At 64.3% G+C, this 20,928-nt stretch carries 21 protein-coding genes, 1 pseudogene and 1 riboswitch; of the genes and pseudogenes, 13 read left to right on the forward strand and 9 right to left on the reverse strand.

Annotation, left to right across the window (positions count from 1 at the left end):
- Nucleotides 1-17: 17 nt before the first annotated feature.
- The 3 genes from VF716_RS17510 to VF716_RS17520 all read left to right on the forward strand — a co-directional run bounded on the left by VF716_RS17510 (nt 18) and on the right by VF716_RS17520 (nt 2,393).
- On the forward strand, nt 18-1,016 hold the full coding sequence (locus tag VF716_RS17510; protein ID WP_125873192.1) for a class I SAM-dependent methyltransferase: 999 nt from the start codon (nt 18-20) through the stop codon (nt 1,014-1,016).
- 54 nt (nt 1,017-1,070) lie between these two features.
- Nucleotides 1,071-1,187, forward strand: a riboswitch (yybP-ykoY riboswitch).
- A 90-nt stretch (nt 1,188-1,277) separates the two neighbouring features.
- Entirely contained in the window at nt 1,278-1,865 is a 588-nt protein-coding gene (locus VF716_RS17515; RefSeq protein ID WP_011912298.1) for a TMEM165/GDT1 family protein, read from the forward strand.
- 84 nt (nt 1,866-1,949) lie between these two features.
- Nucleotides 1,950-2,393, forward strand: a complete 444-nt coding sequence (locus VF716_RS17520; RefSeq protein WP_011912297.1) for an ester cyclase — start codon at nt 1,950-1,952, stop codon at nt 2,391-2,393.
- A 20-nt stretch (nt 2,394-2,413) separates the two neighbouring features.
- On the opposite strand, the gene VF716_RS17525 is transcribed toward VF716_RS17520, so the two are convergent.
- Nucleotides 2,414-3,232, reverse strand: a complete 819-nt coding sequence (locus tag VF716_RS17525) for a M48 family metallopeptidase (protein ID WP_095460687.1) — start codon at nt 3,230-3,232, stop codon at nt 2,414-2,416.
- Between the two features lie 397 nt (nt 3,233-3,629).
- Here VF716_RS17525 and VF716_RS17530 point away from each other — a divergent pair.
- A pseudogene (locus VF716_RS17530) lies at nt 3,630-5,746 on the forward strand (methyl-accepting chemotaxis protein).
- A gap of 39 nt (nt 5,747-5,785) precedes the next feature.
- On the opposite strand, the gene VF716_RS17535 reads toward VF716_RS17530, so the two are convergent.
- The 3 genes from VF716_RS17535 to VF716_RS17545 are packed head-to-tail and all read right to left on the reverse strand — an operon-like array spanning nt 5,786 to nt 6,857.
- Entirely contained in the window at nt 5,786-6,403 is a 618-nt protein-coding gene (locus VF716_RS17535) for an SOS response-associated peptidase (protein WP_440552813.1), read from the reverse strand.
- Between the two features lie 11 nt (nt 6,404-6,414).
- Nucleotides 6,415-6,675, reverse strand: a complete 261-nt coding sequence (locus VF716_RS17540) for a putative signal transducing protein (RefSeq protein ID WP_011912294.1) — start codon at nt 6,673-6,675, stop codon at nt 6,415-6,417.
- Complete coding sequence (locus VF716_RS17545; protein WP_049325665.1) at nt 6,675-6,857, reverse strand: CPXCG motif-containing cysteine-rich protein; 183 nt, start codon at nt 6,855-6,857, stop codon at nt 6,675-6,677. The genes VF716_RS17540 and VF716_RS17545 overlap by 1 nt, the downstream gene beginning before the upstream one ends.
- A gap of 237 nt (nt 6,858-7,094) precedes the next feature.
- Between VF716_RS17545 and VF716_RS17550 the strand changes: the two genes are divergently transcribed.
- The gene (locus tag VF716_RS17550; RefSeq protein WP_125883249.1) at nt 7,095-8,261 is read left to right on the forward strand and encodes a 1-acyl-sn-glycerol-3-phosphate acyltransferase; all 1,167 of its coding nucleotides are present in this window, start codon (nt 7,095-7,097) and stop codon (nt 8,259-8,261) included.
- Between the two features lie 9 nt (nt 8,262-8,270).
- On the opposite strand, the gene VF716_RS17555 is transcribed toward VF716_RS17550, so the two are convergent.
- The gene (locus VF716_RS17555) at nt 8,271-8,543 is read right to left on the reverse strand and encodes a hypothetical protein (protein WP_011912291.1); all 273 of its coding nucleotides are present in this window, start codon (nt 8,541-8,543) and stop codon (nt 8,271-8,273) included.
- 353 nt (nt 8,544-8,896) lie between these two features.
- Here VF716_RS17555 and VF716_RS17560 point away from each other — a divergent pair, with 353 nt between their 5' ends.
- A complete protein-coding gene (locus VF716_RS17560; protein WP_017244389.1) occupies nt 8,897-10,246 on the forward strand; it encodes a DUF1329 domain-containing protein in 1,350 nt (449 codons plus the stop codon).
- A gap of 129 nt (nt 10,247-10,375) precedes the next feature.
- Here the strand turns inward: VF716_RS17560 and VF716_RS17565 are convergent, their stop codons facing one another.
- Nucleotides 10,376-10,960, reverse strand: coding sequence for a YajG family lipoprotein (locus VF716_RS17565; protein ID WP_011912289.1), 585 nt, complete (start codon nt 10,958-10,960; stop codon nt 10,376-10,378).
- Between the two features lie 174 nt (nt 10,961-11,134).
- Between VF716_RS17565 and VF716_RS17570 the strand changes: the two genes are divergently transcribed.
- Complete coding sequence (locus VF716_RS17570) at nt 11,135-11,326, forward strand: hypothetical protein (RefSeq protein WP_013981980.1); 192 nt, start codon at nt 11,135-11,137, stop codon at nt 11,324-11,326.
- Nucleotides 11,327-11,400: 74 nt separating this feature from the next.
- Here the strand turns inward: VF716_RS17570 and mqo are convergent, their stop codons facing one another.
- Nucleotides 11,401-12,912, reverse strand: a complete 1,512-nt coding sequence (mqo, locus tag VF716_RS17575; protein ID WP_125873190.1) for a malate dehydrogenase (quinone) — start codon at nt 12,910-12,912, stop codon at nt 11,401-11,403.
- Nucleotides 12,913-13,243: 331 nt separating this feature from the next.
- Nucleotides 13,244-13,531 (reverse strand): PA4642 family protein, encoded by a 288-nt coding sequence (locus tag VF716_RS17580; protein WP_011912286.1) that lies wholly within the window; start codon nt 13,529-13,531, stop codon nt 13,244-13,246.
- A 193-nt stretch (nt 13,532-13,724) separates the two neighbouring features.
- Here VF716_RS17580 and dauA point away from each other — a divergent pair, with 193 nt between their 5' ends.
- Complete coding sequence (dauA, locus tag VF716_RS17585; protein ID WP_125873189.1) at nt 13,725-15,455, forward strand: C4-dicarboxylic acid transporter DauA; 1,731 nt, start codon at nt 13,725-13,727, stop codon at nt 15,453-15,455.
- A 45-nt stretch (nt 15,456-15,500) separates the two neighbouring features.
- Here the strand turns inward: dauA and VF716_RS17590 are convergent, their stop codons facing one another.
- Nucleotides 15,501-16,412 carry an SDR family oxidoreductase gene (locus VF716_RS17590; RefSeq protein WP_011912284.1) on the reverse strand — a complete coding sequence of 304 codons (912 nt, stop codon included), beginning with the start codon at nt 16,410-16,412 and terminating at the stop codon, nt 15,501-15,503.
- A 721-nt stretch (nt 16,413-17,133) separates the two neighbouring features.
- Here VF716_RS17590 and VF716_RS17595 point away from each other — a divergent pair.
- From VF716_RS17595 to VF716_RS17615, 5 genes are all read left to right on the forward strand, one after another.
- The gene (locus VF716_RS17595; protein WP_013981976.1) at nt 17,134-17,721 is read left to right on the forward strand and encodes a TIGR00730 family Rossman fold protein; all 588 of its coding nucleotides are present in this window, start codon (nt 17,134-17,136) and stop codon (nt 17,719-17,721) included.
- Nucleotides 17,722-18,085: 364 nt separating this feature from the next.
- Nucleotides 18,086-18,580, forward strand: coding sequence for a DUF2726 domain-containing protein (locus VF716_RS17600; protein ID WP_011912282.1), 495 nt, complete (start codon nt 18,086-18,088; stop codon nt 18,578-18,580).
- Nucleotides 18,581-18,670: 90 nt separating this feature from the next.
- Entirely contained in the window at nt 18,671-19,156 is a 486-nt protein-coding gene (locus tag VF716_RS17605; protein WP_079328460.1) for an SgcJ/EcaC family oxidoreductase, read from the forward strand.
- Nucleotides 19,157-19,312: 156 nt separating this feature from the next.
- The gene (locus tag VF716_RS17610; RefSeq protein WP_013981974.1) at nt 19,313-20,335 is read left to right on the forward strand and encodes a DUF5924 family protein; all 1,023 of its coding nucleotides are present in this window, start codon (nt 19,313-19,315) and stop codon (nt 20,333-20,335) included.
- Between the two features lie 58 nt (nt 20,336-20,393).
- Nucleotides 20,394-20,912 carry an MgtC/SapB family protein gene (locus tag VF716_RS17615; protein ID WP_108241552.1) on the forward strand — a complete coding sequence of 173 codons (519 nt, stop codon included), beginning with the start codon at nt 20,394-20,396 and terminating at the stop codon, nt 20,910-20,912.
- The last annotated feature ends 16 nt before the right edge of the window (nt 20,913-20,928 follow it).

A 20,928-nucleotide genomic window follows, 5' to 3' on the forward strand; every position in this document is an offset into this window, starting at 1 on the left:
TTTTCAGGGAGACCCCAATGGACCCGCGAAGCGAAGTGCTCCTGCGTCAGGCCGAGCTGTTCGGCGGCCGGGTATTGCTCGCCGGCCTGCCGGCCGACGATCTGCTGGGGCAGCTGAAAGGCGCCACCGCCTGGAGCTGGCACGCCGGCGAACAGCAGCAGCTGGACAAGCGCTTCGGCGGTCGCTGCAGCTTCGGCGTCGCCCCGCCGCAGGGGGCGTTCGACACGGCCGTGCTGTTCCTGCCGAAGTCCCGCGAGCTGACCGACTACCTGTTGCAGGCCCTGGCGGCACGTTTGCCCGGCCGACCGCTGTACCTGGTGGGCGAGAAGCGCGGCGGCATCGAGCGTGCCGCCAAGCAGCTGGCCAGCTTCGGCCGCGCGCGCAAGCTCGACAGTGCCCGCCATTGTCAGCTCTGGCAGGTCGAGGTCGAGCAGGCGCCCGCCGCGCCGGATCTCGATGCCCTGGCCAGCCATTTCACCCTGCAGCTGGCTGACGGGCCGCTCGAGGTGGTCAGCCTGCCGGGTGTGTTCAGCCATGGTCGGCTGGATCTGGGCAGCGCCCTGCTGCTCGAGCACCTCGATAACCTGCCCGGTGGCCGACTGCTGGATTTCGGCTGCGGTGCCGGCATTCTCGGTGCCACGCTGAAACGCCGTTATCCGCAAAGCGAGCTGGTGCTGCTGGACGTCGACGCCTTCGCCGTCGAGAGCAGTCGCCGGACGCTCGCCGCCAACGGGCTCGAAGCTGAAGTCATTGCCGGCGATGGTATCGACGCTGCGCCTCGGCAACTGGCGGCCATCATCAGCAACCCACCCTTCCACCAGGGCGTGCACACCAGCTACCAGGCCAGCGAAACGCTGATCGAGCGCGCCGCCGAGCATCTGCAGGCGAGTGGCGAGATGCGTATCGTGGCCAATGCCTTTCTGCGTTACCCGCCGCTGATCGAGCGCCATCTCGGCGCCTGCCAGACGCTGGCCGAACGCGACGGATTCCGCATCTACCGCGCCGTGCGAGGCTGAGGCCGGCGACGAGCGGTTGCATCCACCGGCCGGGTGCGGCAAACTCGCCGCCGTCCTTGGGGGAGTAGTCTCCGACGAGCGCCCTGCTCGTCCGGCATGCGTCAACACACTTGGTCCGCAGACCATGGCGCATGCGACCGGCCAGCCTAGCGATAGCGCATGGCCCGGTTTGACAAGACCCATGACATGTACACCTGACCCGGGCGGGCAGGCTGCGCATGTCATGGTGAATCTGTCGACCCGCCCTGTAAGGAATGCCGCTTGGAATCGTTCTTCGTTCCCACCCTCATCGTTGCCCTCGCCGAAATCGGCGACAAGACCCAATTGCTCGCGCTTCTGCTGGCGGCCCGCTATCGCCGCCCCTGGCCGATCATCTGGGGCATCGTCGTGGCGACACTGGCCAACCATGCCGCGGCCGGTGCCGTGGGCAGCTGGGTATCAAGCCTGTTCTCGCCGGTCGTGCTGAGCTGGATTCTCGCCGCGAGCTTCGCCGCCGTGGCGCTGTGGACGCTGGTGCCCGACAAGCTCGACGATGACGATGCCAGGCTCGGTCGCCCCTATGGCCCCTTCGTCGCCACCACAATCGCCTTTTTCATCGCCGAGATGGGCGACAAGACCCAGGTCGCCACAGTGATGCTGGCTGCGCAATACCCCGAGTTCGTGTTGGTCATTCTCGGCACCACGGTCGGCATGCTGCTGGCCAACGTTCCTGTGGTGCTGGTGAGCCATTTCGCGGCCGATCGCCTGCCGCTGACGCTGATTCGCCGGGTCGCGGCCGGCGGTTTCGCCGCTCTCGCCGTCTACGCCGGTTATCAGGCTGTGACCATGAGCACGATTGTCTCAGGCTGATACGCAGCGCAAATCTGCGCGCCGACGGAGCTGATAGAGTGCGCTACCGCAGCGCACCACCAGCGCCCCGAGGAGACCGGCTGCATGTCAGCGGATGGACGCAAGAAACGAGTCTGCAACCATATCGATCTGAGCTGGAACAAGGGCCGCCTGGCCCTTTCCGAACAGATGCAGAGCAAGTATTTCGCCTACAAGGGCTCATTCATCAGCCAGCCGCTGAACAGCGCAGGCTTCGCCGAACTCGTGCGCAGCGTGCGTGCGGCCATGCCGGACCTGGAAGTGGTGGTGGATGAGTGCATCTGCGAGGGCCACAAGGTGGTCACCTCGAGCACGGTGATGGGTACGCTGGCCACGCCCCTGTTTGGCTATTCGGTCACCGACAAGATCCTCGCCATCGCCGCCATGAGCGTCTGGACGCTCAATCCTGCCGGCGACATCGAGGAGGTCAACACCCTCATCGATCTCGAGGGTGTGCACCAGCAGCTGGGTATCGAAACGCCTCTCTCGACCCTACTGTCGCCGACCTGAGCGGTCGGCGACCATCTTGGTCAGCGGCCGCCGCGAGCCTGCTCGTAGAGCGGCATCACCTTCGGAATGTTGGCACGCAGCGCCGCCGTGCGAGTCGCCGAGGACGGGTGGGTGCTCATGAACTCAGGCGGAGCCGAACCACCGGCCGAGGCCATCTTTTCCCACAGCGTGATCGCCGCGTTCGGGTTGTAACCGGCACGGGCGGCGAGCTCCAGGCCGATCAGGTCGGCTTCGTTCTCGTTGCCACGGCTGTTGGGCAGCGTCATCAGGTACTCGACGCCCATGTTCGCCAGCTGCAGTCCGCCAGTGCCGACACCCATCGCCGAGCCCAGTTGGGTGGCCATCTGCACGCCGTAGGCCTTGGACATCGCCTCGCGTCCGTGCTCACGCAGCGCGTGGGCGATCTCGTGGCCCATCACCGCGGCGATCTCGTCGTCGGTGAGCTTCAGCTTCTCGATCAACCCGGTATAGAAGATGATCTTGCCGCCCGGGCCGCAGTTGGCATTCAGCTCGGGGCTGTCGATGACATTCACTTCCCAGGCCCACTGTGCGGCATCCGGGCGGAATACGCCGACCTTGGCGATCAGCCGCTCGGCGATGCCATTGACGCGCTTGGCAATCGCCGTGTTCTTTTCCAGCACGCCCTTGCTTGCGGCAGCGCTGAGCGTTTCCTGATAGGACTGGGCATACATCTGGTTGACCTGGTCGGTCGACAGCATGCTGAACATGTACTGCTTGCGGTCGACCCCCACGGCACCACCGCTGGTGGTGTTGACGGCCTGACAGCCGGCCAGCACGACAGCAGCGGCCAACAGCGACAATCTGTGCGGCTTAAACATCGAGTTTCTCCGGAAAACCTGCGCCGTATCCTAGGGTCTGTTCCCGTTTCGTCGCAAGCCACGTTGCTGCGCCAAATGGCGCCAGGCAAGGCGCGGGACGCAGGTAATGGTGGTTCCCTTGCCAAGTCCCGCAACGCCGCATGGCGCCATTTGCCGCGCAACCCGCAGGGCCGGGCCGTTTTTTGCGCGATGCGGCGTTACTTGTCGCTTATTTGGAATGACCAAACTTCGCTCCTCGTGCCTTGCCTCGCGCAAAAAACGGCTCCGGCGCGGCCGCGTACGAAACGGGAACAGACCCTATCGCGGGCCCACCTGTCAGGCAACCGAACGTGCCGCTGCAGTTGTCGCAAATCCGGCCGATAGCCTGCCTATCCGCTGCGCAATTGGAGTTCCGCACATGTTCCGATCCATCCAGACCGCCTTTGCCGCGCTGGCCGGCGCCTGCACCCTGACCGTCATCGCGGCGCTGTTGCTCTATGCACTGGCGTCGGGCGTGCGCAGCCAGGCGCTGGTCGAGGAGCGGACTCGCGCGCTGATCGACGGCATGGTGGAGCAGCGCGTCACCGCCCTGGCTCAGGCACAGGTCAACCGCATCCAGGCACAGCTGCAAGCGCCCCTGCAGATCGCCACCAGCCTGGCCAGGGTGCATACGCTCACCGCACTGACCGGTGATGACGGCATGCCGATGGCCAACCTCAGGCGCGAGGAGCTGATCAATCTCGCGCGCCAGACGTTGATCGAGAACCCCGATCTCACCAGCACCTATATCGCCTGGGAACCGAACGGCGTGGATGCGAACGACCTGATGTATCGCGGCGACGAGCCGGGCATGGTCGACGGTCGCTTCGCCAGCTGGATATACCGCGACGGCAGCGGCAAGCTGTTGGTCGACCGCCTCACCGATATCGAAGACACCCGACTGCTGGATACAGGCGTACGTGCCGGCGAGTACTACCTGTGCCCGCGCGAGCAACTCAAACCGTGCGTCGGCGATCCCGCGCCCTATGAGATGAATGGCAAAACGTCGCTACTGTCTTCGTTCAACGCGCCGATCATCGTCGACGGCAAATTCCATGGCATCGTCGGCGCGGACATCAGCGTCGACTTCATCCAGCAACTGCTGAGCAATGCCAATGCGCAGCTCTATGGCGGTGTTGGGCAGAGAACAACGGCCGCCTGGCCGCCTACAGCAGCGACAAGAACCTGATCGGCAAGCCGGCAGCACAGATCCTCGACGCCGAGGAGCAGACGCTCGTCCAGCGCCTGCCGGCCGGCCAGACCCATTATCAGATCGACCAGGCGAATGGCCACGTCGCATTGTTCCTGCCTTTCTCCTTTGACGGCACCGACGCCCGCTGGGTACTGATGCTGCAGCTACCGATTGCCGAAGTCATGAAGGACCTGGAACAGCTCATGGCGACGCTCGGCGAGGAAAGCCGCAGCAGCCTGGCCACCATGCTGATCATCGGCATGCTGATCGGCCTTGCCGGCCTGCTGGCAATCTGGCTGGTCAGCCGGCGCATCACCCGTCCGCTGCGCGAGATGGTGGTGATGCTGGACAACATCGGCCAGGGCGAAGGCGACCTGACCCAGCGCCTGCATATCGACAGTCGCAACGAGCTGGGCCAGATCGCTACCGGCTTCAACACGTTCCTGACACGCCTGCAGGGCATGATCGGCGAGGTGGTCGGCTCGGTGCAGAAGGTCAGCGACGCTTCCGAGCACACCGCCGACATCGCCATCCGCACCGACAAGGGGGTGCAGACGCAACTGGCGGAAATCGAGCTGGTGGCCACCGCCGTGCACGAAATGACCGCAACGGCTCAGGACGTGGCGCGCAACGCGACCCAGGCGGCCGAAGCGGCGGGCAATGCTGACCGCGCCGCGAATCAGGGCCGGCATATCGTCCAGGACACCGGCTCGACCATCGCCGAACTGGCCGAAGAAATCGGCCGTGCGGTGGAGGTGGTGCAGACGCTGGCTCGCGACAGCGAAAATATCGACGCCATTCTGGTGACCATTCGCAGCATCGCCGAGCAGACCAATCTGCTGGCCTTGAATGTCGCAATCGAGGCGGCCCGCGCCGGCGAGCAGGGTCGCGGCTTCGCCGTGGTGGCCGACGAAGTCCGCAACCTGGCGCAGAAGACGCAGCAGGCGACCGGCGAGATCCAGCAGATGATCCAGCAGCTGCAGAACGGCACCCGGGACGTGGTGCAGGTGATGGAGCAGAGTCAGAACCGCACCCAGCGCAGCGTCGAGCAGGCCGATGCGGCTGCCGAAGCACTGCAGGCAATCACCCAGGCGGTCTCGCTGATCAACGACATGAACAACCAGATCGCCAGCGCCGTCGAGGAACAGAGCGCCGTAGCCGAAGACATCAACCGCAACGTCACCAACATCGGTCAGGTCGCACAGGAGGTCGCCGGTGGCGCCGAGGAAGCCAGCCAGGCCAGCGCCGGCCTGACGCGTCTGGCCGAACAGCAGCGCCGCCTGATCAATCAGTTCAGGGTCTGACCGGAGCTGTCGGCAGGACCGGGCAGCCAGGCGGAAGTCTCAAGCAGGGGTGAGGCATTCCGGAGCATTGAGGCGCGGGTCGTTGACCAGCGTCGCCAGCGGCCGCTCGCGCAGCTTCGGGGCTGGTTGCAGCAACAATTGCTGAAGCGTTTCGGGCGGCGTGGCGGGATCGAGCCACGCCGCCTGCCCCGCCTCGTCGAGGATCAGCGGCCGGCGCAGCGTAGCCGCCGGCTGAGTCACGACGGCAGCGCTGAGATAGGTGTGCCCCTGCACCGGATAGGCTTCCCAGAGCGCCGCGAAATAGGCAAGCGAGCCATCGCAAGTCATCCAGTACGGGCGCTTGCGGGCCGAGCCGCGCCACTCATAGAAGCCGTTGGCCGGCAACAGCCCGCGACGCAGGCGAAAGGCTTCGCGGAACATGGGCTGCTCGGCCAGGGTTTCGGCCCGGGCCTGGGCCGGCGTGCGGGTCAGGTCAGTCAGCCAGGCAGGCGTCAGCCCCCAGCGCACCCGGTCCAGCTGCAAGCCGCTGTCGGCCTGGCGCAGCAGCAGCACCGAAGCGCCCGGCGCGAGACTCCAGTGCGGTCTTTGATCGGAAGGAAAACCGGGCAAGGCGGCGAAATCCTGGCTCCAGCGGAAAAGGGCGTAGCGGCCGCACATAAGGGAACTCGTCAGCAGATCAGTTCGCCGGGATAGCTCTCCGGTTCATCTCCCGGCACCGGCTCGGCGCCATTGTACGCAGCGATCAGCTGGCGCGCGCGTTCGGCATCCTCGTCCGGCACCATCAGACCGAGCAGCCCCGCTGCGGGCAATTCACCCATGGCGCCGATCAGGTGGCTACCGGCAAGGAATGCCTCGATGCCCTCGGCCACCAGCATGCCGCTGAGCATTTCCGCTTCCAGCAGGTCGCGCGGCTCGTAGATGCGACGCATCATTCGTCCTCCCTGAAGACCTGTAGTTGCCAGTCGACACCATCGGTACGCAGGTCGAACAGCACCGGGCGGCAGCACACCGCGCAGTCCTCGATGTACTGCTGATCACCGGCACTGAGATCGAGCGTGGTCTCTACCGCCTCGCCGCAATACGGGCACTGATAGACCTGTGTCTCGAGCATCAATCCTCCACGTGACTTGTCGCTATAATCGCCGTCTTCAAAGGTCGTCGATTCGCACCTTTTGAGAAGACCGACCCGGTGCGCCTCGCAGTGACACCGCTGGGTCGCAGGCATCGGCAGACGATCAGGCGAAACGGCATCCGAACTCCATGAGTATGAGCCAGCCGGCTCCGGTCCGTTCCGCAAATCGCCCTGCCCTGTGCTGCAGGCCCGTTCCTCGTTTCCTTTACAGAGAGCATGATGGACGAATTCGAAGCCATCCGACCCTACGCCGACGCCGAAGTACCGACTGTCATGGCGCGCCTGTTCGCCGACCGGGAGTTTCTCGACATTCTGGCGCACTTCCGCTTCCCGCGCCTGGCCGACAGCATGGGCTGGCTGATCAAGCCGGTCATCTCGCAGCGGTTACGCAAACAGTTCGCCAGCATCCATACGGTGGATGCCCTGCAGCACAAGATCGAGGCCTATATCGACCGCACCATCGAGCGTGCCACGGACGGCGTCACCTTCTCCGGGCTCGAGCAGCTGCAGAAAGGCCGAGCCTATCTGTTCCTGGCCAATCACCGCGACATCGTCATGGACCCGGCCTTCGTCAACTATGCGGTCTACCAGGCCGGCATCCGCACACCGCGCATCGCCATCGGCGACAACCTGCTGCAACGTCCCTTCGTCAGCGACCTGATGCGCCTGAACAAGAGCTTCATCGTGCGCCGTTCCATCACTGGCCGCCGGGAGAAGCTGGCCGCCTATCAGGTACTCTCGGCGTACATCAATCACTCGATACGCAACGACGGCGAGTCGGTCTGGATCGCCCAGGCCGAGGGCCGCGCCAAGGATGGTGACGACCGTACCGATTCGGCCATCCTCAAGATGCTGCACATGAGCCGCAAGGACGAAGCCTTCGCCGAGGCGCTGGAGGCGCTGCGTCCGGTGCCGGTATCGATCAGCTACGAGTACGACCCCTGCGATCAGGCCAAGGCCCGGGAGCTCTACATCCGCGCCACGACCGGAACCTACAGCAAGGCTCCGGGCGAGGATGACACCAGCATCGCGTTGGGTATCACCGGCTATAAAGGCCGCGTACACATTGCCTTCGGCTCGCCGATGGAAAGCGTGCCGGACGACGCCAAGCAGATGGCCATAGCGGTGGATCGGCAGATTCTCGGCAGCTACCGGCTGTTTCCGGTGCACTACCTGGCCTACCGGCTATGGGATGAGCAGGACCCGGAAATCAAGGTGCCCAGTGCCGCCGAACTGTTCAGCCGCGAGGAAATCGAGCGGGCCGAGGCCGAATGGAGCAAACGTCTGGCTGCCTGCCCGAGCGTGCAGCAGCCGTACCTGATCCAGCAGTACGCGACCCCGGTGCGCAACCAGTACCGCCTGCTGGCTGGGTTGGAGCCCTGAACAGTCCGCTCAGAGCATCCGCGAGGCCATGGACAGGCCGAGGGCGAGCGCCAGCCCGCCTGCACCGAAACGGTAGAAGGCCAGGTTGACCCGCGCGGTTGCAGCCGCGCGGGTCAGCAGCACCGACGAACCGACCGCGGCCTGACCGCGCGAACCGGCCCGTGCGGCCCGCCACTGGGTCGCCGCCAGCAGCCATCCGCCGCATAGCGCGCATACCAGCGCTAGTACATTGAGAAGCAACGCCGGAGCCAGGATCAGCTCGGTCTGCGCATGAAACAGCATCGGGATTCCTCGATTACATGTCGACCGGCCGACGCCGGACAGCCGCCCAGTTTACCTGTGCAGCCCTTCCTTCCCCGGCAAAACCGACGAAATGGCGCGCGCCGGCACCATCATCACCCCGGATTATGACGCCATCTTCACCGGTCGGCCTTGACTTATGACCGGCCCCACCTTCACCCTCGGCATACCTCGAAACGGCGAAATAGAGCGTGTGCGGGGGTCGACAGCGACATCCACGGCATCACCCGGAGCCGCTGCCGGCACACATCGCTACGCCGATCACTTGGCGCCGCTTCGGCTGCGCCACGGGGAATCAGTATTCAGAACCACAGGACGAAATAATGAAAACAACAATGTTCACAACCGGAGCGTTAACCCTTTCGCTGCTGGCCAGCAGCGCCATGGCCGCGGTATCCCAGTCCGAGGCGGCACGCCTGGGCAGCGAACTGACCCCGGTCGGCGCAGAGAAGGCTGGTAATGCGGCAGGCACCATTCCCGCCTGGACCGGCGGTCTGGCGCAGGATGCCGCTCCGGTTTCGCCCGATGGCTTCGTCGGCGATCCCTATGCCGGTGACAAGCCGAAGTTCACCATCACCGCGCAGAACTACGAGCAGTACAAGGCCAACCTCACGCCCGGCCAGATCGCCATGTTCAAGCGTTACCCGGACAGCTACCGGCTGCCGGTGTACGAGACCCGTCGCAGCGCCGCCATGCCGCAGCACGTCTACGACGCGGCGGCCCGCAACGCCACGCAGACCCAGCTGGTTCGCGGCGGCAACGGCCTGGAGAACTTCGAGAAGGCCATCGCCTTCCCGATTCCCAAGGACGGTCTGGAAGTCATCTGGAACCACATCACCCGCTACCGTGGCGGCTCGGCGCGTCGCGTCGTCGCCCAAGCCACGCCGCAGGTGAACGGCAACTTCAGCCTGGTGAAGTTCGTCGACGAGGTGGTCTACACCGACACCCTCACCGACTACAAGCCGGAGAAGCATGGCAACGTGCTGTTCTATTTCAAGCAGCAGGTCACCGAACCCTCCCGCCTTGCCGGCAACGTGCTGCTGGTGCACGAAACCCTGGACCAGGTGAAGGAACCGCGCATGGCGTGGATCTACAACGCCGGCCAGCGCCGCGTGCGCCGCGCCCCGCAGGTCGCCTATGACGGCCCGGGCACCGCAGCGGACGGCCTGCGTACCTCCGATAACCTGGACATGTTCAACGGCGCGCCGGACCGCTACGACTGGAAGCTGATCGGCAAGAAGGAGCTGTACATCCCGTACAACGCCTATCGCCTGGATTCGCCGCAGCTCAAGTACAGCGACATCATCAAGCCCGGCCACATCAACCAGGATCTGACCCGCTACGAGCTGCACCGCGTGTGGGAAGTGGAAGCGACCCTGAAGACGGGTGAGCGCCATATCTATGCCAAGCGCCACTTCTTCATCGACGAGGACACCTGGCAGGCTGCAGTGGTCGATCATTACGACGGTCGCAATCAGCTCTGGCGCGTGGCCGAAGCCCACGGCCTGCACTTCTACAATGTGCAGGTTCCGCTGTACTCCATGGAGACCCTCTACGACCTCATTTCCGGCCGCTATCTGGTCATGGGCATGAAGAACGAAGAGAAGAACCCCTACACCTACAACTACAAGGCCAACTCCAACCAGTACACCCCGGCAGCCCTGCGCAACTCTGGCGTGCGCTGACAGCCTGCTCGCCACCGACGCCCCGCCTCGTGCGGGGCGTCGTCGTTATGGCAGGGGCAAAAAGAAACCCCGCCACGGACAGCCGTGGCGGGGTTCGGGTGCAGCACGTACGTGGTATCGCGGGCCGGCTTACTGGGCCAGCAGGCGGCCGATATTGTCGTCGCGGAATACCCGGGTCAGCGCATCGCTCAGCACATCGCTGACCAGCTTGGTGTTGGTCTGCTCGTTTGGCGCCATGCCGAAGCGCTGGTTCAACGATGCACCATAGCGGCCGTTGTAGCGCTTGCCGGCGTTCTGCACCTCGATCTTGAGCGTTGCGCCGATATTCGCCTCGGTTACGTACAGCCCCTCTTTCGGCGACTGATACTTCAGCTCGGCCAAGGTCAGCGTCAGCTGCGGCGCGTTATAGGCGTTCGGTGATGGCGTGAAACCGAGCAGTCGCACGGCGGCTTCGGTCTGGGCCTGCAGCTTGGGGATGACCTTGGCACTCGGCACGATCACCGCGCTGGTTTCCGGATACAGGCCGCCACGGGTGCCGAGGGTCGGCGATGGGCGCGCATCGACCACCCGTACGACCACGGGCTGCCCCTGGCCAACGGGATTGATGGTGCCGTTGAGTTTGGGGTTCGGGTCGAGCTGCTGCGGGCTGTGGGCACAACCGACCAGACTCATTCCAAGAACGGTGACAAGACCGAACAACAGGCGTTGCAGCATGCTGTTTTCTCCAGGGTTAGGGGCGATGAATGCGGCGCAGTATACCCACCGGCACGACGCGCCGACAGTGATGCGATTCAGACCGGCGGCGCCACTGCCGCGTTCCTTTTCACGCAGTTGTCACAGGGCTTTGCGATAACGACGAGACGCCAATCACCATGAGTGCAAACCATCATGCGACAGCTGATTTCCCTGTTGCGCCGCCGCCCCGCTCGCCACTTCGCGCTGCTGGATGAACATGGCCGGTGCCGCATGCTGCTCAGCAGTGCCTGCAAGCCCGCAGGCGCCGCCTGGGTCGAGGTGGAGGAAGTTCGCCTGAGCTGGATTGGCCAGCCGCTTCCCGCCGAGAGCCTGCGCGCGGCGTGATGCGCAGGTAAAACCGGAGGCACAAAAAAGCCCCGTACGTTCGGTACGGGGCTTTTTCGCTTCAGCGCAGCTGATCAGTAGGTCAGGCCGAGGCGCTTGTCCGCCATCTGGCTGATCTCACGATAGGCTGCCGCGTCGTTCTGCAGCGTGGCTTCGCGCGCCGGGAACATTTCCTGCAGCTTGCTCGACCAGGCCTGCGAGCGGTACTGCTCGGGGAAGCAGCGCTCGAGCAGATCGAGCATGATGGACACAGTCACCGAAGCACCCGGCGATGCGCCGAGCAGCGCGGCGATGGTGCCGTCCTTCGCTGCGACCAGTTCGGTGCCGAACTGCAGAATGCCGCCCTTCTTCGGGTCCTTCTTGATGATCTGCACGCGCTGGCCGGCAATCTCCAGGCGCCAGTCTTCGGCCTTGGCCTCGGGATAGAAGCCGCGCAGCGTTTCCAGGCGATCCTCCATGGACTGCATCACTTCCTTGATCAGGTAGCGGGTCAGGTCCATGTTGTCGCGAGCGACGGCCATCATCGGGCCAATGTTGCTCGGGCGAATCGACAGCGGCAGGTCCATGAACGAACCGCGCTTGAGGAACTTGGTGGTGAAACCGGCGTAGGGGCCGAACAGCAGAGACTTCTTGCCATCGACCACGCGGGTATCGAGGTGCGGCACCGACATCGGCGGTGCGCCCACCGCGGCCAGGCTGTAGACCTTGGCCTGGTGCTGCTTGACGATTTCCTGGTTGTCGCAGCGCAGCCACTGACCACTGACCGGGAAACCACCGAAGCCCTTGCCCTCCTCGATGCCGGACATCTGCAGCAGCGGCAGCGCGGCACCGCCAGCGCCGAGGAACACGAATCCGGCTTGCACCTGACGCGAGCCACCGGTGCGGGTGTTCTTGATGTCGACCTTCCAGCCGCTGGCGGTACGGTCGAGACCGGTGACCTTCTGGTTGTAGGAAACCTTGACCCCGCCACTGCGCGCCAGGTAACCGAGCAGCTGGCTGGTCACCGCACCGAAGTTGACGTCGGTGCCGTTCATGGCGCGCGTCGCGGCGATCGGCTCGCTCGGATCACGGCCCGGCATCATCAGCGGCATCCACTCGGCGAGGGTCGCGCGATCCTCGCTGTACTCCATGTCGGCGAAGGCGTGATGCGTCTTCAGCGCGTCGAAGCGGCGCTTGAGATAGTCGATGTTCTTGCTGCCGCGCACGAAGCTCAGGTGCGGAACAGGATTGATGAAATCGCGCGGGGAGCCGAAGCCTTCGCGGTCGGCCAGGTAGGCCCAGAACTGCTTCGAGACTTCGAACTGGGTGTTGATCAGCACGGCCTTCTTGATGTCGATCGTGCCGTCTTTGCTGTCAGGGGTGTAGTTCAGCTCGCAAAGGCCCGCGTGGCCGGTACCGGCGTTGTTCCACGGGTTGGAGCTTTCGATGGCTCCGGATTCCTGCAGCTCGACGATTTCCAGCTTGATATTGGGATCGAGTTCCTTGAGCAGTACCGCCAGGGTCGCACTCATGATGCCGGCTCCCACCAGCACCATATCCACTGCTTCGCTATCGTGTTGCGTCATCAACGCGTTCTCCAGAATCACAGCATTAAACTGTCGTGACCGCAGTACGCGGCCCCGTAAAACCCACCAGCCAGACGGTCAGGAACGGAGCATGTGCCTGGACCGCTGCTCGGGAACATGTGCCCGAGAACAGGCAACCACAGGCTGCCTGCCAGCTTCGGAAGGTCGGCTTTTGGCCTCCTCCCTCTCGCTGCGATCCCTCCGGAGCGGGCCTGGCCCGGTGCTCGACGGTGGACGCTGCGAGGAAAACGATTGCGAATCATGTTGCCGAGTTCGATCACAGCGCGCGGCTCGCAGTACGCGCGCTGCCGATTGAATCCGATGCGTTCGATACGAAATGGCGACCCGCAGTTCAGCCGCGCCGGGCCTCGATCAGCTCGATATAGGGCGCGGCCTGGCGCTGATCGGCGATCAGATCGACAAAGCTCTGCCCTTTGCTGTTCCTGGCGTCGAGATCGTAGCCGGCAGCCACGAAGAAGCCGAGAAAGCGCTCGAAGTCATCGATGCGAAGGCCGCGGTAGGCCTTGATCAGCTTGTGCAACGAAGGTGGGGTGTCGTCAGCCGGTTCAGGCTGCAGAAACAGCTTGATCGACTCATCCCCGATCTCGTCGCCAATCACCTGCTTCTTGTCTTTACGCATGCCGCCTCCGGTCCACGGGGTCTCACGGGGGCGGCAGTTTACTCCTCGCAGGCGGCTCACTCAACGCGCCAGGACCGCTTGCGACCAAGGTCGTACATCGCCTGGTCGCGATCACAGGCGATTGTTCGGCACAAATAACAAGCGGTGTCTGGCGCCTATAATGGCGCCTTCGCCTACAAGGAGCGTTCCAGGCATGAAGTTACCCCCTCTGTTCGCGGCATGGCGGCAGGCCTTGCACCTGGGTTACGGAGCCCGCGCATTGCGCGGCGACATCAGCGCCGGATTGACCGTTGGCATCATCGCCATCCCCCTGGCCATGGCACTGGCCATCGCGGTCGGCGTGGCGCCCCAGCACGGGTTGTACACGGTACTCGTGGCGGCTCCGCTGATCGCCCTGACCGGGGGCTCACGCTTCAACGTTTCCGGGCCGACGGCGGCGTTCGTGGTGATTCTGTTACCGATCACCCAGCAGTTCGGCCTGGGCGGACTGCTGCTGTGCACCATGCTCGCCGGCCTGATCCTGATCACCCTCGGCCTGCTGCGCGCCGGCCGCCTGATCGCCTTTATCCCCTACCCCGTGACCCTCGGTTTTACCGCGGGCATCGGCATCGTCATCGCCACCTTGCAGATCAAGGACCTGTTCGGCCTGACCCTCTACGAGCAACCGCAGCACTATGTCGAGCAGGTCGGCCTGCTTTTGCGCTCGTTGCCCAGCGCGCATCTGGGTGACGCCCTGGTGGCCGTGATCTGCCTCACAGTGCTGATCGTCTGGCCACGCTGGGTACCCAAGATCCCGGGACATCTGGTAGCGCTGACGGTCGGGGCGGCAGCAGGGGCACTGCTGGAGTCTTCAGGGCTGTCGGTCGCAACCCTTGGTGAACGCTTCAGCTACACCCTGGATGGCGTCACACACCCGGGCATTCCGCCGTTCCTGCCGGATTTTGCCTGGCCGTGGCTGTTGCCCGGTCCGGACGGCCAGCCGCTAGAGCTGAGCTACGAACTGTTCCGCCAGCTGCTGGCACCGGCTTTCGCCATTGCCATGCTCGGCGCCATCGAATCGCTACTCTGCGCCGTCGTCGCCGATGGCATGACCGGCAGCAGCCACGAGCCCAACGGCGAGCTGATCGGCCAGGGGCTGGGCAATCTGGTCGCGCCACTGTTCGGTGGCATCACCGCGACCGCCGCCATCGCCCGCAGCGCGACCAATGTCAGGGCCGGCGCGTTTTCGCCACTGGCCTCGATGATCCACGCCGGTGTGGTGCTGGTCGCAATTCTCTGGCTGGCGCCGCTGTTCAGCTATCTGCCAATGGCAGCACTGGCGGCGTTGCTGGTGATGGTGGCCTGGAACATGAGCGAAGCACCGCACGTGATGCACGTGTTGCGCATCGCCCCGCGCAGCGACGTGCTGGTGCTGCTGACCTGCCTGATCCTCACCGTGCTGTTCGACATGGTGTTGGCGGTAGGCGTCGGGCTGCTGCTGGCGGCCGGGTTGTTCATCAAGCGCATGAGCGAGCTGACCGACACCACCGCCCTTTCCCGGGAGCAGCGGCGCATCCTCCAAGACATGCCCGAGCATGTGGCCACCTATGCGATCCGCGGGCCGCTGTTCTTTGGCGCCGCGGAAAAGGCTCTGGGAGCGCTGCGGCGCTTCAACCCCGAGGTCAAGGTAGTGATCGTCGACATCAGCGCGGTGCCAATGCTGGACATGACGGCCCTGGCATCGCTGGAGAACGTGCTGGTGGATTACCGCCGCCTGGGCGTCACCCTCATTCTCAGTGGCAGCAGTGCGCAGGTTCGGCTGAAGCTGCGCCGTGCCGGCATCCATCGCCTGCAGGGGCATCTGCTCTACGTACGCAATCTCACCCAGGCGCGGGAAAAGGCGCTGCGCCTGTTGCGACCGGAACCGGATCCGGCTCCGGTGTGAACGCTCCGGCGGCCATGCCGGCGGAGCGCCAAGCGGCAGGAGGTGTCAGCCGGCATGCTTCTGCAGGTTGGCCATCATCTCCTTCAGCGCCTCGATGTTGTCGGCCGGATGCGCAGCATTTTCGAAATTGCAGATCTGCTGCCACTGCGCCGCGACGTCCTCGGCATCGAACCCGGCCTTGGGGTCGAAGCCTACGCCGAGACTGCGCTCCCAGCGCACCTTGCCCATCCAGCCGCCGCCCACTTCGAACAGCCCGCCGGTGTCCTGGCATTGCTCGCTTCCCAGGTAGACGACCAGCGGGCTGACCAGCTCCGGCTTCAACTGCTCGAACACCTGCGGCGGGATCAGCCCCTCGGTCATCCGCGTGCCGCCCGTGGGGGCGATGGCATTGACCAGTACGTTGTTCTTGCGCCCTTCCAGCGCCAGGGTACGTGTCAGCCCGTACAGGCCAAGCTTGGCCATACCGTAGTTGGACTGGCCGAAGTTGCCGTAGATGCCGGAGGTCGAGGCAGTGAAGATCACCCGGCCAAAGCCTTGTTCACGCATGTGCGGCCAGGCGGCGCGGGTCACCTTGTAGGAGCCCTCGACGTGCACGCGGTAGACCAGGTCCCAGTCGGCGTCTTCCATCTTGTGAAAGGTCTTGTCGCGCAGGATGCCCGCGTTGTTGACCACCACATCGATGCGCCCGTAGGTGTCCAGCGCCTGCTGAACGATGCGCGCGCCGTCGGTCACCGAGTCATGATTGGCAACCGCCTGGCCACCGGCCTGGCGAATCTCCTCCACCACCCGGTCGGCTGCGGAACTGTTCGCGCCCTCGCCCTGGGTGCTGCCACCCAGGTCGTTGACCACCACTCTGGCGCCGTGGCGGGCGAACAACAGGGCATGGGCACGCCCCAGCCCGCCGCCGGCCCCGGTCACGATCACGACCTTGTCTTCGAAGCGGATGGCATCAGTCATATGCGAACTCCCTCAGCGATTCTTGTTGGATGAGATTCAGGGACCGGAGTGTTGAACAGGCCTCGGCGTCCCCACAAGCAAGCGGCCAGAAATGAATGCCGCGGCATAAGGGCCGGGGATGACCCTTGCCCATTCGCAGAGCCTGGGCGGATTTCGCGCAACACCCGGCCGGCCGCGCCATTGGCTGCTTGCAGAAGTCTTTGCCCAAACAACTCACAGAGTTTTCCACAGCTTTCGTGGATAAATAGGGCAGTCACTATCCTCGGCAGTCTGACTGCTGCAATCCCGACGCATGCCCGTCAACCCTTCTGGGATGCGGCCTGCCGCCGCACGATTGGCAGCTGAACAAAAAACATACAAGGTTCGCCACTCCCCACGGCGCTTCGCTTGCGGGCAGTCTTCCCAAGGTTATCCACAGAGTGGCGCACACAATTCGGGGACAACGACACAACGACTCATAGGCGCGGCGCTATCGAGGCGATGTTCAGAAACTAACGGCAGCGCCGCGGCATCGGCCGTAGCATGGGGCTATCAACGACGAGGGAGCCCATCATGTCCAGCCATAGCCTGTTCGAGCGTCTGTTCGCTAATTACGCCTCGGCTGCCGCCGGGTGCTGAGCGAGCGCGATAAGCCGGCGCTCAGTCCAGGGACATTGCCTCCCTTGGCCGGTGAGGCGTGGCGGCGTAACCTTCGCTGCCAGCCCAACCAGCGGAGTAGCCGATGTCCCTGCGTTCCATCTGCGTTTTCTGCGGCGCCAGCCGCGGTACCAATCCCGTTTATGAACAAGCCGCCCAGGATCTCGGTCGCACCCTGGCCGCCAACGGTATTCGCCTCGTCTACGGGGGCGGCGCCGTAGGCCTGATGGGCGTGGTGGCGGATGCCACCATGGCCGCCGGTGGCGAGGTCATTGGCATCATTCCTCAGAGCCTGAAGGACGCCGAAGTCGGCCACACCGGCCTCACCCGATTGGAAGTGGTCGACGGCATGCATGCGCGCAAGGCGCGCATGGCGGAGCTGGCGGACGCCTTCATTGCCCTGCCCGGTGGGCTGGGTACGCTGGAAGAACTGTTCGAAGTCTGGACGTGGGGCCAGCTGGGCTATCACCCCAAGCCACTCGGCCTGCTGGACGTCAATCACTTCTACAGCAAGCTCAGCCACTTCCTCGATCATCTGGTTGAAGAGGGCTTCGTCCGCGCGCAGCACCGCGAGATGCTGCAACGCAGCGATCAGCCGCAGAGCCTGATCAGCCTGCTTGAAGCCTGGCAGCCGCCCGCCCACAGTCGCTGGGCGAAGACCGCGCCCCAATGACCCGACACAGCTGATCAATTTTTGCTCTGCGTGCTGCACGCCGCACCGCTGGTGGCCTGCAGCACGCCTCCCCCACGTTATCCACAGCCACGTCCACAGTAGTCGGGGATAACCGTCTGCGCAGCACCACCGGCGCAAACATATTTCTTCCCGCGGACTGGTCCGGGCGCTCCAAGGCTAACTGATCAAAAGCTGACCAGAGCCGCCACGCCTTAGTCCCATAAGGCGTAGCGACCGAAGTCCAGCGGTTATCCACAACAACACTCACAGCTGTAGTGGATAAACGAGCGAACCATTTAGCCGGCCTGGGCTCACAATCAGAGCAACAACGCTTCGATCAAAGACCGATGACGGAGGCAACCCAATGAGCTGGCTGGCATTGACGCTGGTAGCGTTCGTTTGCTTCGTGCTGGTGTTCTTCATCAAGAATCGCCAACTCAACCACCCGGCGCTGCAATACCCCTATCGACTCAAGGTGCCTCTGTTCGCTTCTGCCGAGCGCGAACTGCTGGAGCACTTGCAAGGCACGTTCGGCGAGCGCTACCTGGTGCTCCCCAAGGTGAGCGTCGCCGATGTCATCGAAGTCACGGCCATCCCCCGGCGCGCCTATTGGTACCAGGCCAGCAACCGCATCGCAGCGGCGCGCTTCGATTTCCTCCTGTGCACGAAGACGGACCTGCAGCCCGTTTGCGTGATCAATCTGGACGAACCCGAAGCCGAGCAGGATTTCATGGACCGTCTCTGCGAAACGGTTGGTCTGCCGCAGGTTCGGCTGGCACCGGACAAGGTGCACGCCTACACCCTCGTTCGCGAAGCCGTCGAGGCGGCAATCGGGCAATCGACCACCGGCCGCGAATAAGCGGAAGGCGACGAGGTCACATCCCCTGCACACCGTGCAGTACCGCTGCGGCGCCGCTCCGCAATTCACCCACCGGTTACGAGTGACACGATGAAATACGCCCTGCCCCTGCTATTTGCCCTTTCCCCTGTTGCGACCCTGGCGAACGAACAGGCCTGCCAGCCTATCGACGAGGCCCAGGTCGCCGCCCTGTTCGACCGTTGGAATGCCGACGTGCAAACGGGCGATCCGCAACGGGTCGTGGAAAACTATGCTCACGATTCGATGCTTCTCCCCACGGTATCCAACACCCCACGGCAAACGCCTGAGGCCAAGCTGGACTACTTCCAGCACTTCCTGGCGCTCAAGCCGAAGGGCGAGATCGTCTCGCGCATGGTCATGATCGACTGCAACAGCGCGCTCGACACCGGCCTGTATAGCTTCCATTTCGCCGACGGGGCCACTGTCCCTGCGCGTTACACCTTCACCTACAAGTGGTTTGCGGATGCCGGGCAATGGCTGATCACCAGCCACCACTCGTCCGCGATGCCGGAGCAGACCGACGTAGCGCAGCAGGTTCCGCAGGCCGACCACTGAGCGCCGCCCATTCGCCTGGTGCCCCACACGGGAGCTCCAGGCTAGCCGGCAGGCATCACGTCACCGCCGATGCCCAGTGCACGGCAGCCTTGCTTCTGCCGCTCACTGCTCGATACTCGTAGGCCGTACCACTGCCCGTAGCCGGACCGCCTCAACATGCAACTCAAGCCACTGCTGTCGCGCCTGTTCGAGCTGGGCAGCAATCTGATCCGACGCTATCCCGGCACCGTTGCGCTGTTCGGATTCATCTCCGGCGTCGCCAGTTTCGTGCTGGTGGAACGCCACGCCGGGCTGGCCAAGGTGGTCGCGCTGGTCATGCTGGTCAGCTGGCTCTGGCTGGTGCTCGAATCCAGCCTGCGCAGAAGCCTGCAGCGCTGGTTCGGCTGGCAAGTGCCGCAACCGCTGCTGCGCTATGCCACGCAGATGGTTCATCAGGAAAGCCTGTTCTTCATCATTCCGTTCTTCGCCATAACCACCACCTGGAACAGCGGCCAGGCGCTGTTCACCGGGCTACTGGGGCTAGCGGCGCTCGTCTCGCTGATCGACCCGCTGTACTACAAGTGGCTGGCGCCGCGCCGCTGGGTCTATCTGGGCTTCCATGCGCTGACCTTGTTCGCGGTACTGCTCACGGCCCTGCCGATCATCCTTCACCTGTCCACCCCGCAAAGCTACCAACTCGCCCTGGGCGTCGCCGTGCTCCTGGCATTGCCCAGCCTCAGCGGCCTGTTCCCGCGTCTGGGCTGGCGCACCATACCGGGCGTCCTGCTGCTGGCGGTGGCGCTGGGTGCCGCCGGTTGGTTGGGACGGACCTGGGTTCCGCCGGCGACGCTCTGGCTGACGGATGTCGCCGTGACCATGAGCCTCGACGACCGTCAGCGCAAACCCGGCAGAGGGCTGCGCGAGCTGAGCAGCGCCGAGCTGCAGGCCAACGGGCTGTACGCCTATACCGCGATCAACGCACCGCGCGGGCTGAAAGAGCGCATCTACCACGAGTGGACGCATAACGGGCGGCGCGTCGATCGTATCGCACTGGACATCAGCGGCGGTCGCGAAGCCGGTTACCGGGCCTGGACGCACAAGCGCAACTTCCCTGCGCAGCCCGCGGGGCGCTGGCGCGTTCGCGTCGTCACCGAAGCCGGGCAGATGATCGGCATGCTGCGCTTCCGAGTCACGGAGTAGCGAACCCCCGGCCGCTGCCGCGACTCCATATCTGGACCAGCCTGGCATGGAGAAGGACATGGAATGGTGGGCGATCATCTCCAGTACCGTGACCGCGGAGTTTTCCGATATCACCGACCTGGAGGATGCGACGCGGGTCAGCAGCCGCTTGCTAATCGCAACGATTCTCGGCGGCTTGCTGGGCTATGAACGCGAGCGCAAACGCAAGGCGGCCGGATTGCGCACGCATATGCTGGTGGCCCTTGGTGCGGCGCTGCTGGTACTGGTGCCGGTGCAGGCCGGCATGAGCCTCGAGGACATTTCCCGGGTGATCCAGGGCCTGGTTACCGGCATCGGCTTTCTTGGCGCAGGGACTATTCTGAAGGGCAGCTCGGTGGAGAATGTGAAGGGCCTGACCACTGCTGCCGGAATCTGGCTTACCGCAGCCATCGGTGTGGCCGTTGGCCTGGGGCATGAAGCCACCGCTGTCCTGAGTACGCTGCTGGCCCTGGCCATCTTCGTGCTGATGCCGCGGCTGGAGCGTCACACGGCGCTGCGCGCAGCACGCAAGCGGCGCGACGCCAATCGCGCGCCCTGATCGAACCATCCGAGGG

Source organism: Stutzerimonas sp. Brlt_14, assembly GCF_051948915.1.
Lineage (GTDB): Bacteria > Pseudomonadota > Gammaproteobacteria > Pseudomonadales > Pseudomonadaceae > Stutzerimonas > Stutzerimonas stutzeri.

Excerpts from the sequence above, each read along its gene's own strand:
- VF716_RS17550 (WP_125883249.1), top strand. The coding sequence starts at position 7,095 with ATGATGGACGAATTCGAAGCCATCCGACCCTACGCCGACGCCGAAGTA.
- VF716_RS17540 (WP_011912294.1), bottom strand. The coding sequence starts at position 6,675 with ATGCGTCGCATCTACGAGCCGCGCGACCTGCTGGAAGCGGAAATGCTC.
- VF716_RS17590 (WP_011912284.1), bottom strand. The coding sequence starts at position 16,412 with ATGACTGATGCCATCCGCTTCGAAGACAAGGTCGTGATCGTGACCGGG.
- VF716_RS17525 (WP_095460687.1), bottom strand. The coding sequence starts at position 3,232 with ATGTTTAAGCCGCACAGATTGTCGCTGTTGGCCGCTGCTGTCGTGCTG.
- VF716_RS17605 (WP_079328460.1), top strand. The coding sequence starts at position 18,671 with ATGAAATACGCCCTGCCCCTGCTATTTGCCCTTTCCCCTGTTGCGACC.
- VF716_RS17545 (WP_049325665.1), bottom strand. The coding sequence starts at position 6,857 with ATGCTCGAGACACAGGTCTATCAGTGCCCGTATTGCGGCGAGGCGGTA.
- VF716_RS17555 (WP_011912291.1), bottom strand. The coding sequence starts at position 8,543 with ATGCTGTTTCATGCGCAGACCGAGCTGATCCTGGCTCCGGCGTTGCTT.
- dauA (WP_125873189.1), top strand. The coding sequence starts at position 13,725 with ATGAAGTTACCCCCTCTGTTCGCGGCATGGCGGCAGGCCTTGCACCTG.
- VF716_RS17570 (WP_013981980.1), top strand. The coding sequence starts at position 11,135 with ATGCGACAGCTGATTTCCCTGTTGCGCCGCCGCCCCGCTCGCCACTTC.
- VF716_RS17615 (WP_108241552.1), top strand. The coding sequence starts at position 20,394 with ATGGAATGGTGGGCGATCATCTCCAGTACCGTGACCGCGGAGTTTTCC.
- VF716_RS17610 (WP_013981974.1), top strand. The coding sequence starts at position 19,313 with ATGCAACTCAAGCCACTGCTGTCGCGCCTGTTCGAGCTGGGCAGCAAT.
- VF716_RS17600 (WP_011912282.1), top strand. The coding sequence starts at position 18,086 with ATGAGCTGGCTGGCATTGACGCTGGTAGCGTTCGTTTGCTTCGTGCTG.
- VF716_RS17535 (WP_440552813.1), bottom strand. The coding sequence starts at position 6,403 with ATGTGCGGCCGCTACGCCCTTTTCCGCTGGAGCCAGGATTTCGCCGCC.
- VF716_RS17580 (WP_011912286.1), bottom strand. The coding sequence starts at position 13,531 with ATGCGTAAAGACAAGAAGCAGGTGATTGGCGACGAGATCGGGGATGAG.
- VF716_RS17560 (WP_017244389.1), top strand. The coding sequence starts at position 8,897 with ATGTTCACAACCGGAGCGTTAACCCTTTCGCTGCTGGCCAGCAGCGCC.
- VF716_RS17595 (WP_013981976.1), top strand. The coding sequence starts at position 17,134 with ATGTCCCTGCGTTCCATCTGCGTTTTCTGCGGCGCCAGCCGCGGTACC.
- VF716_RS17565 (WP_011912289.1), bottom strand. The coding sequence starts at position 10,960 with ATGCTGCAACGCCTGTTGTTCGGTCTTGTCACCGTTCTTGGAATGAGT.
- VF716_RS17520 (WP_011912297.1), top strand. The coding sequence starts at position 1,950 with ATGTCAGCGGATGGACGCAAGAAACGAGTCTGCAACCATATCGATCTG.
- VF716_RS17510 (WP_125873192.1), top strand. The coding sequence starts at position 18 with ATGGACCCGCGAAGCGAAGTGCTCCTGCGTCAGGCCGAGCTGTTCGGC.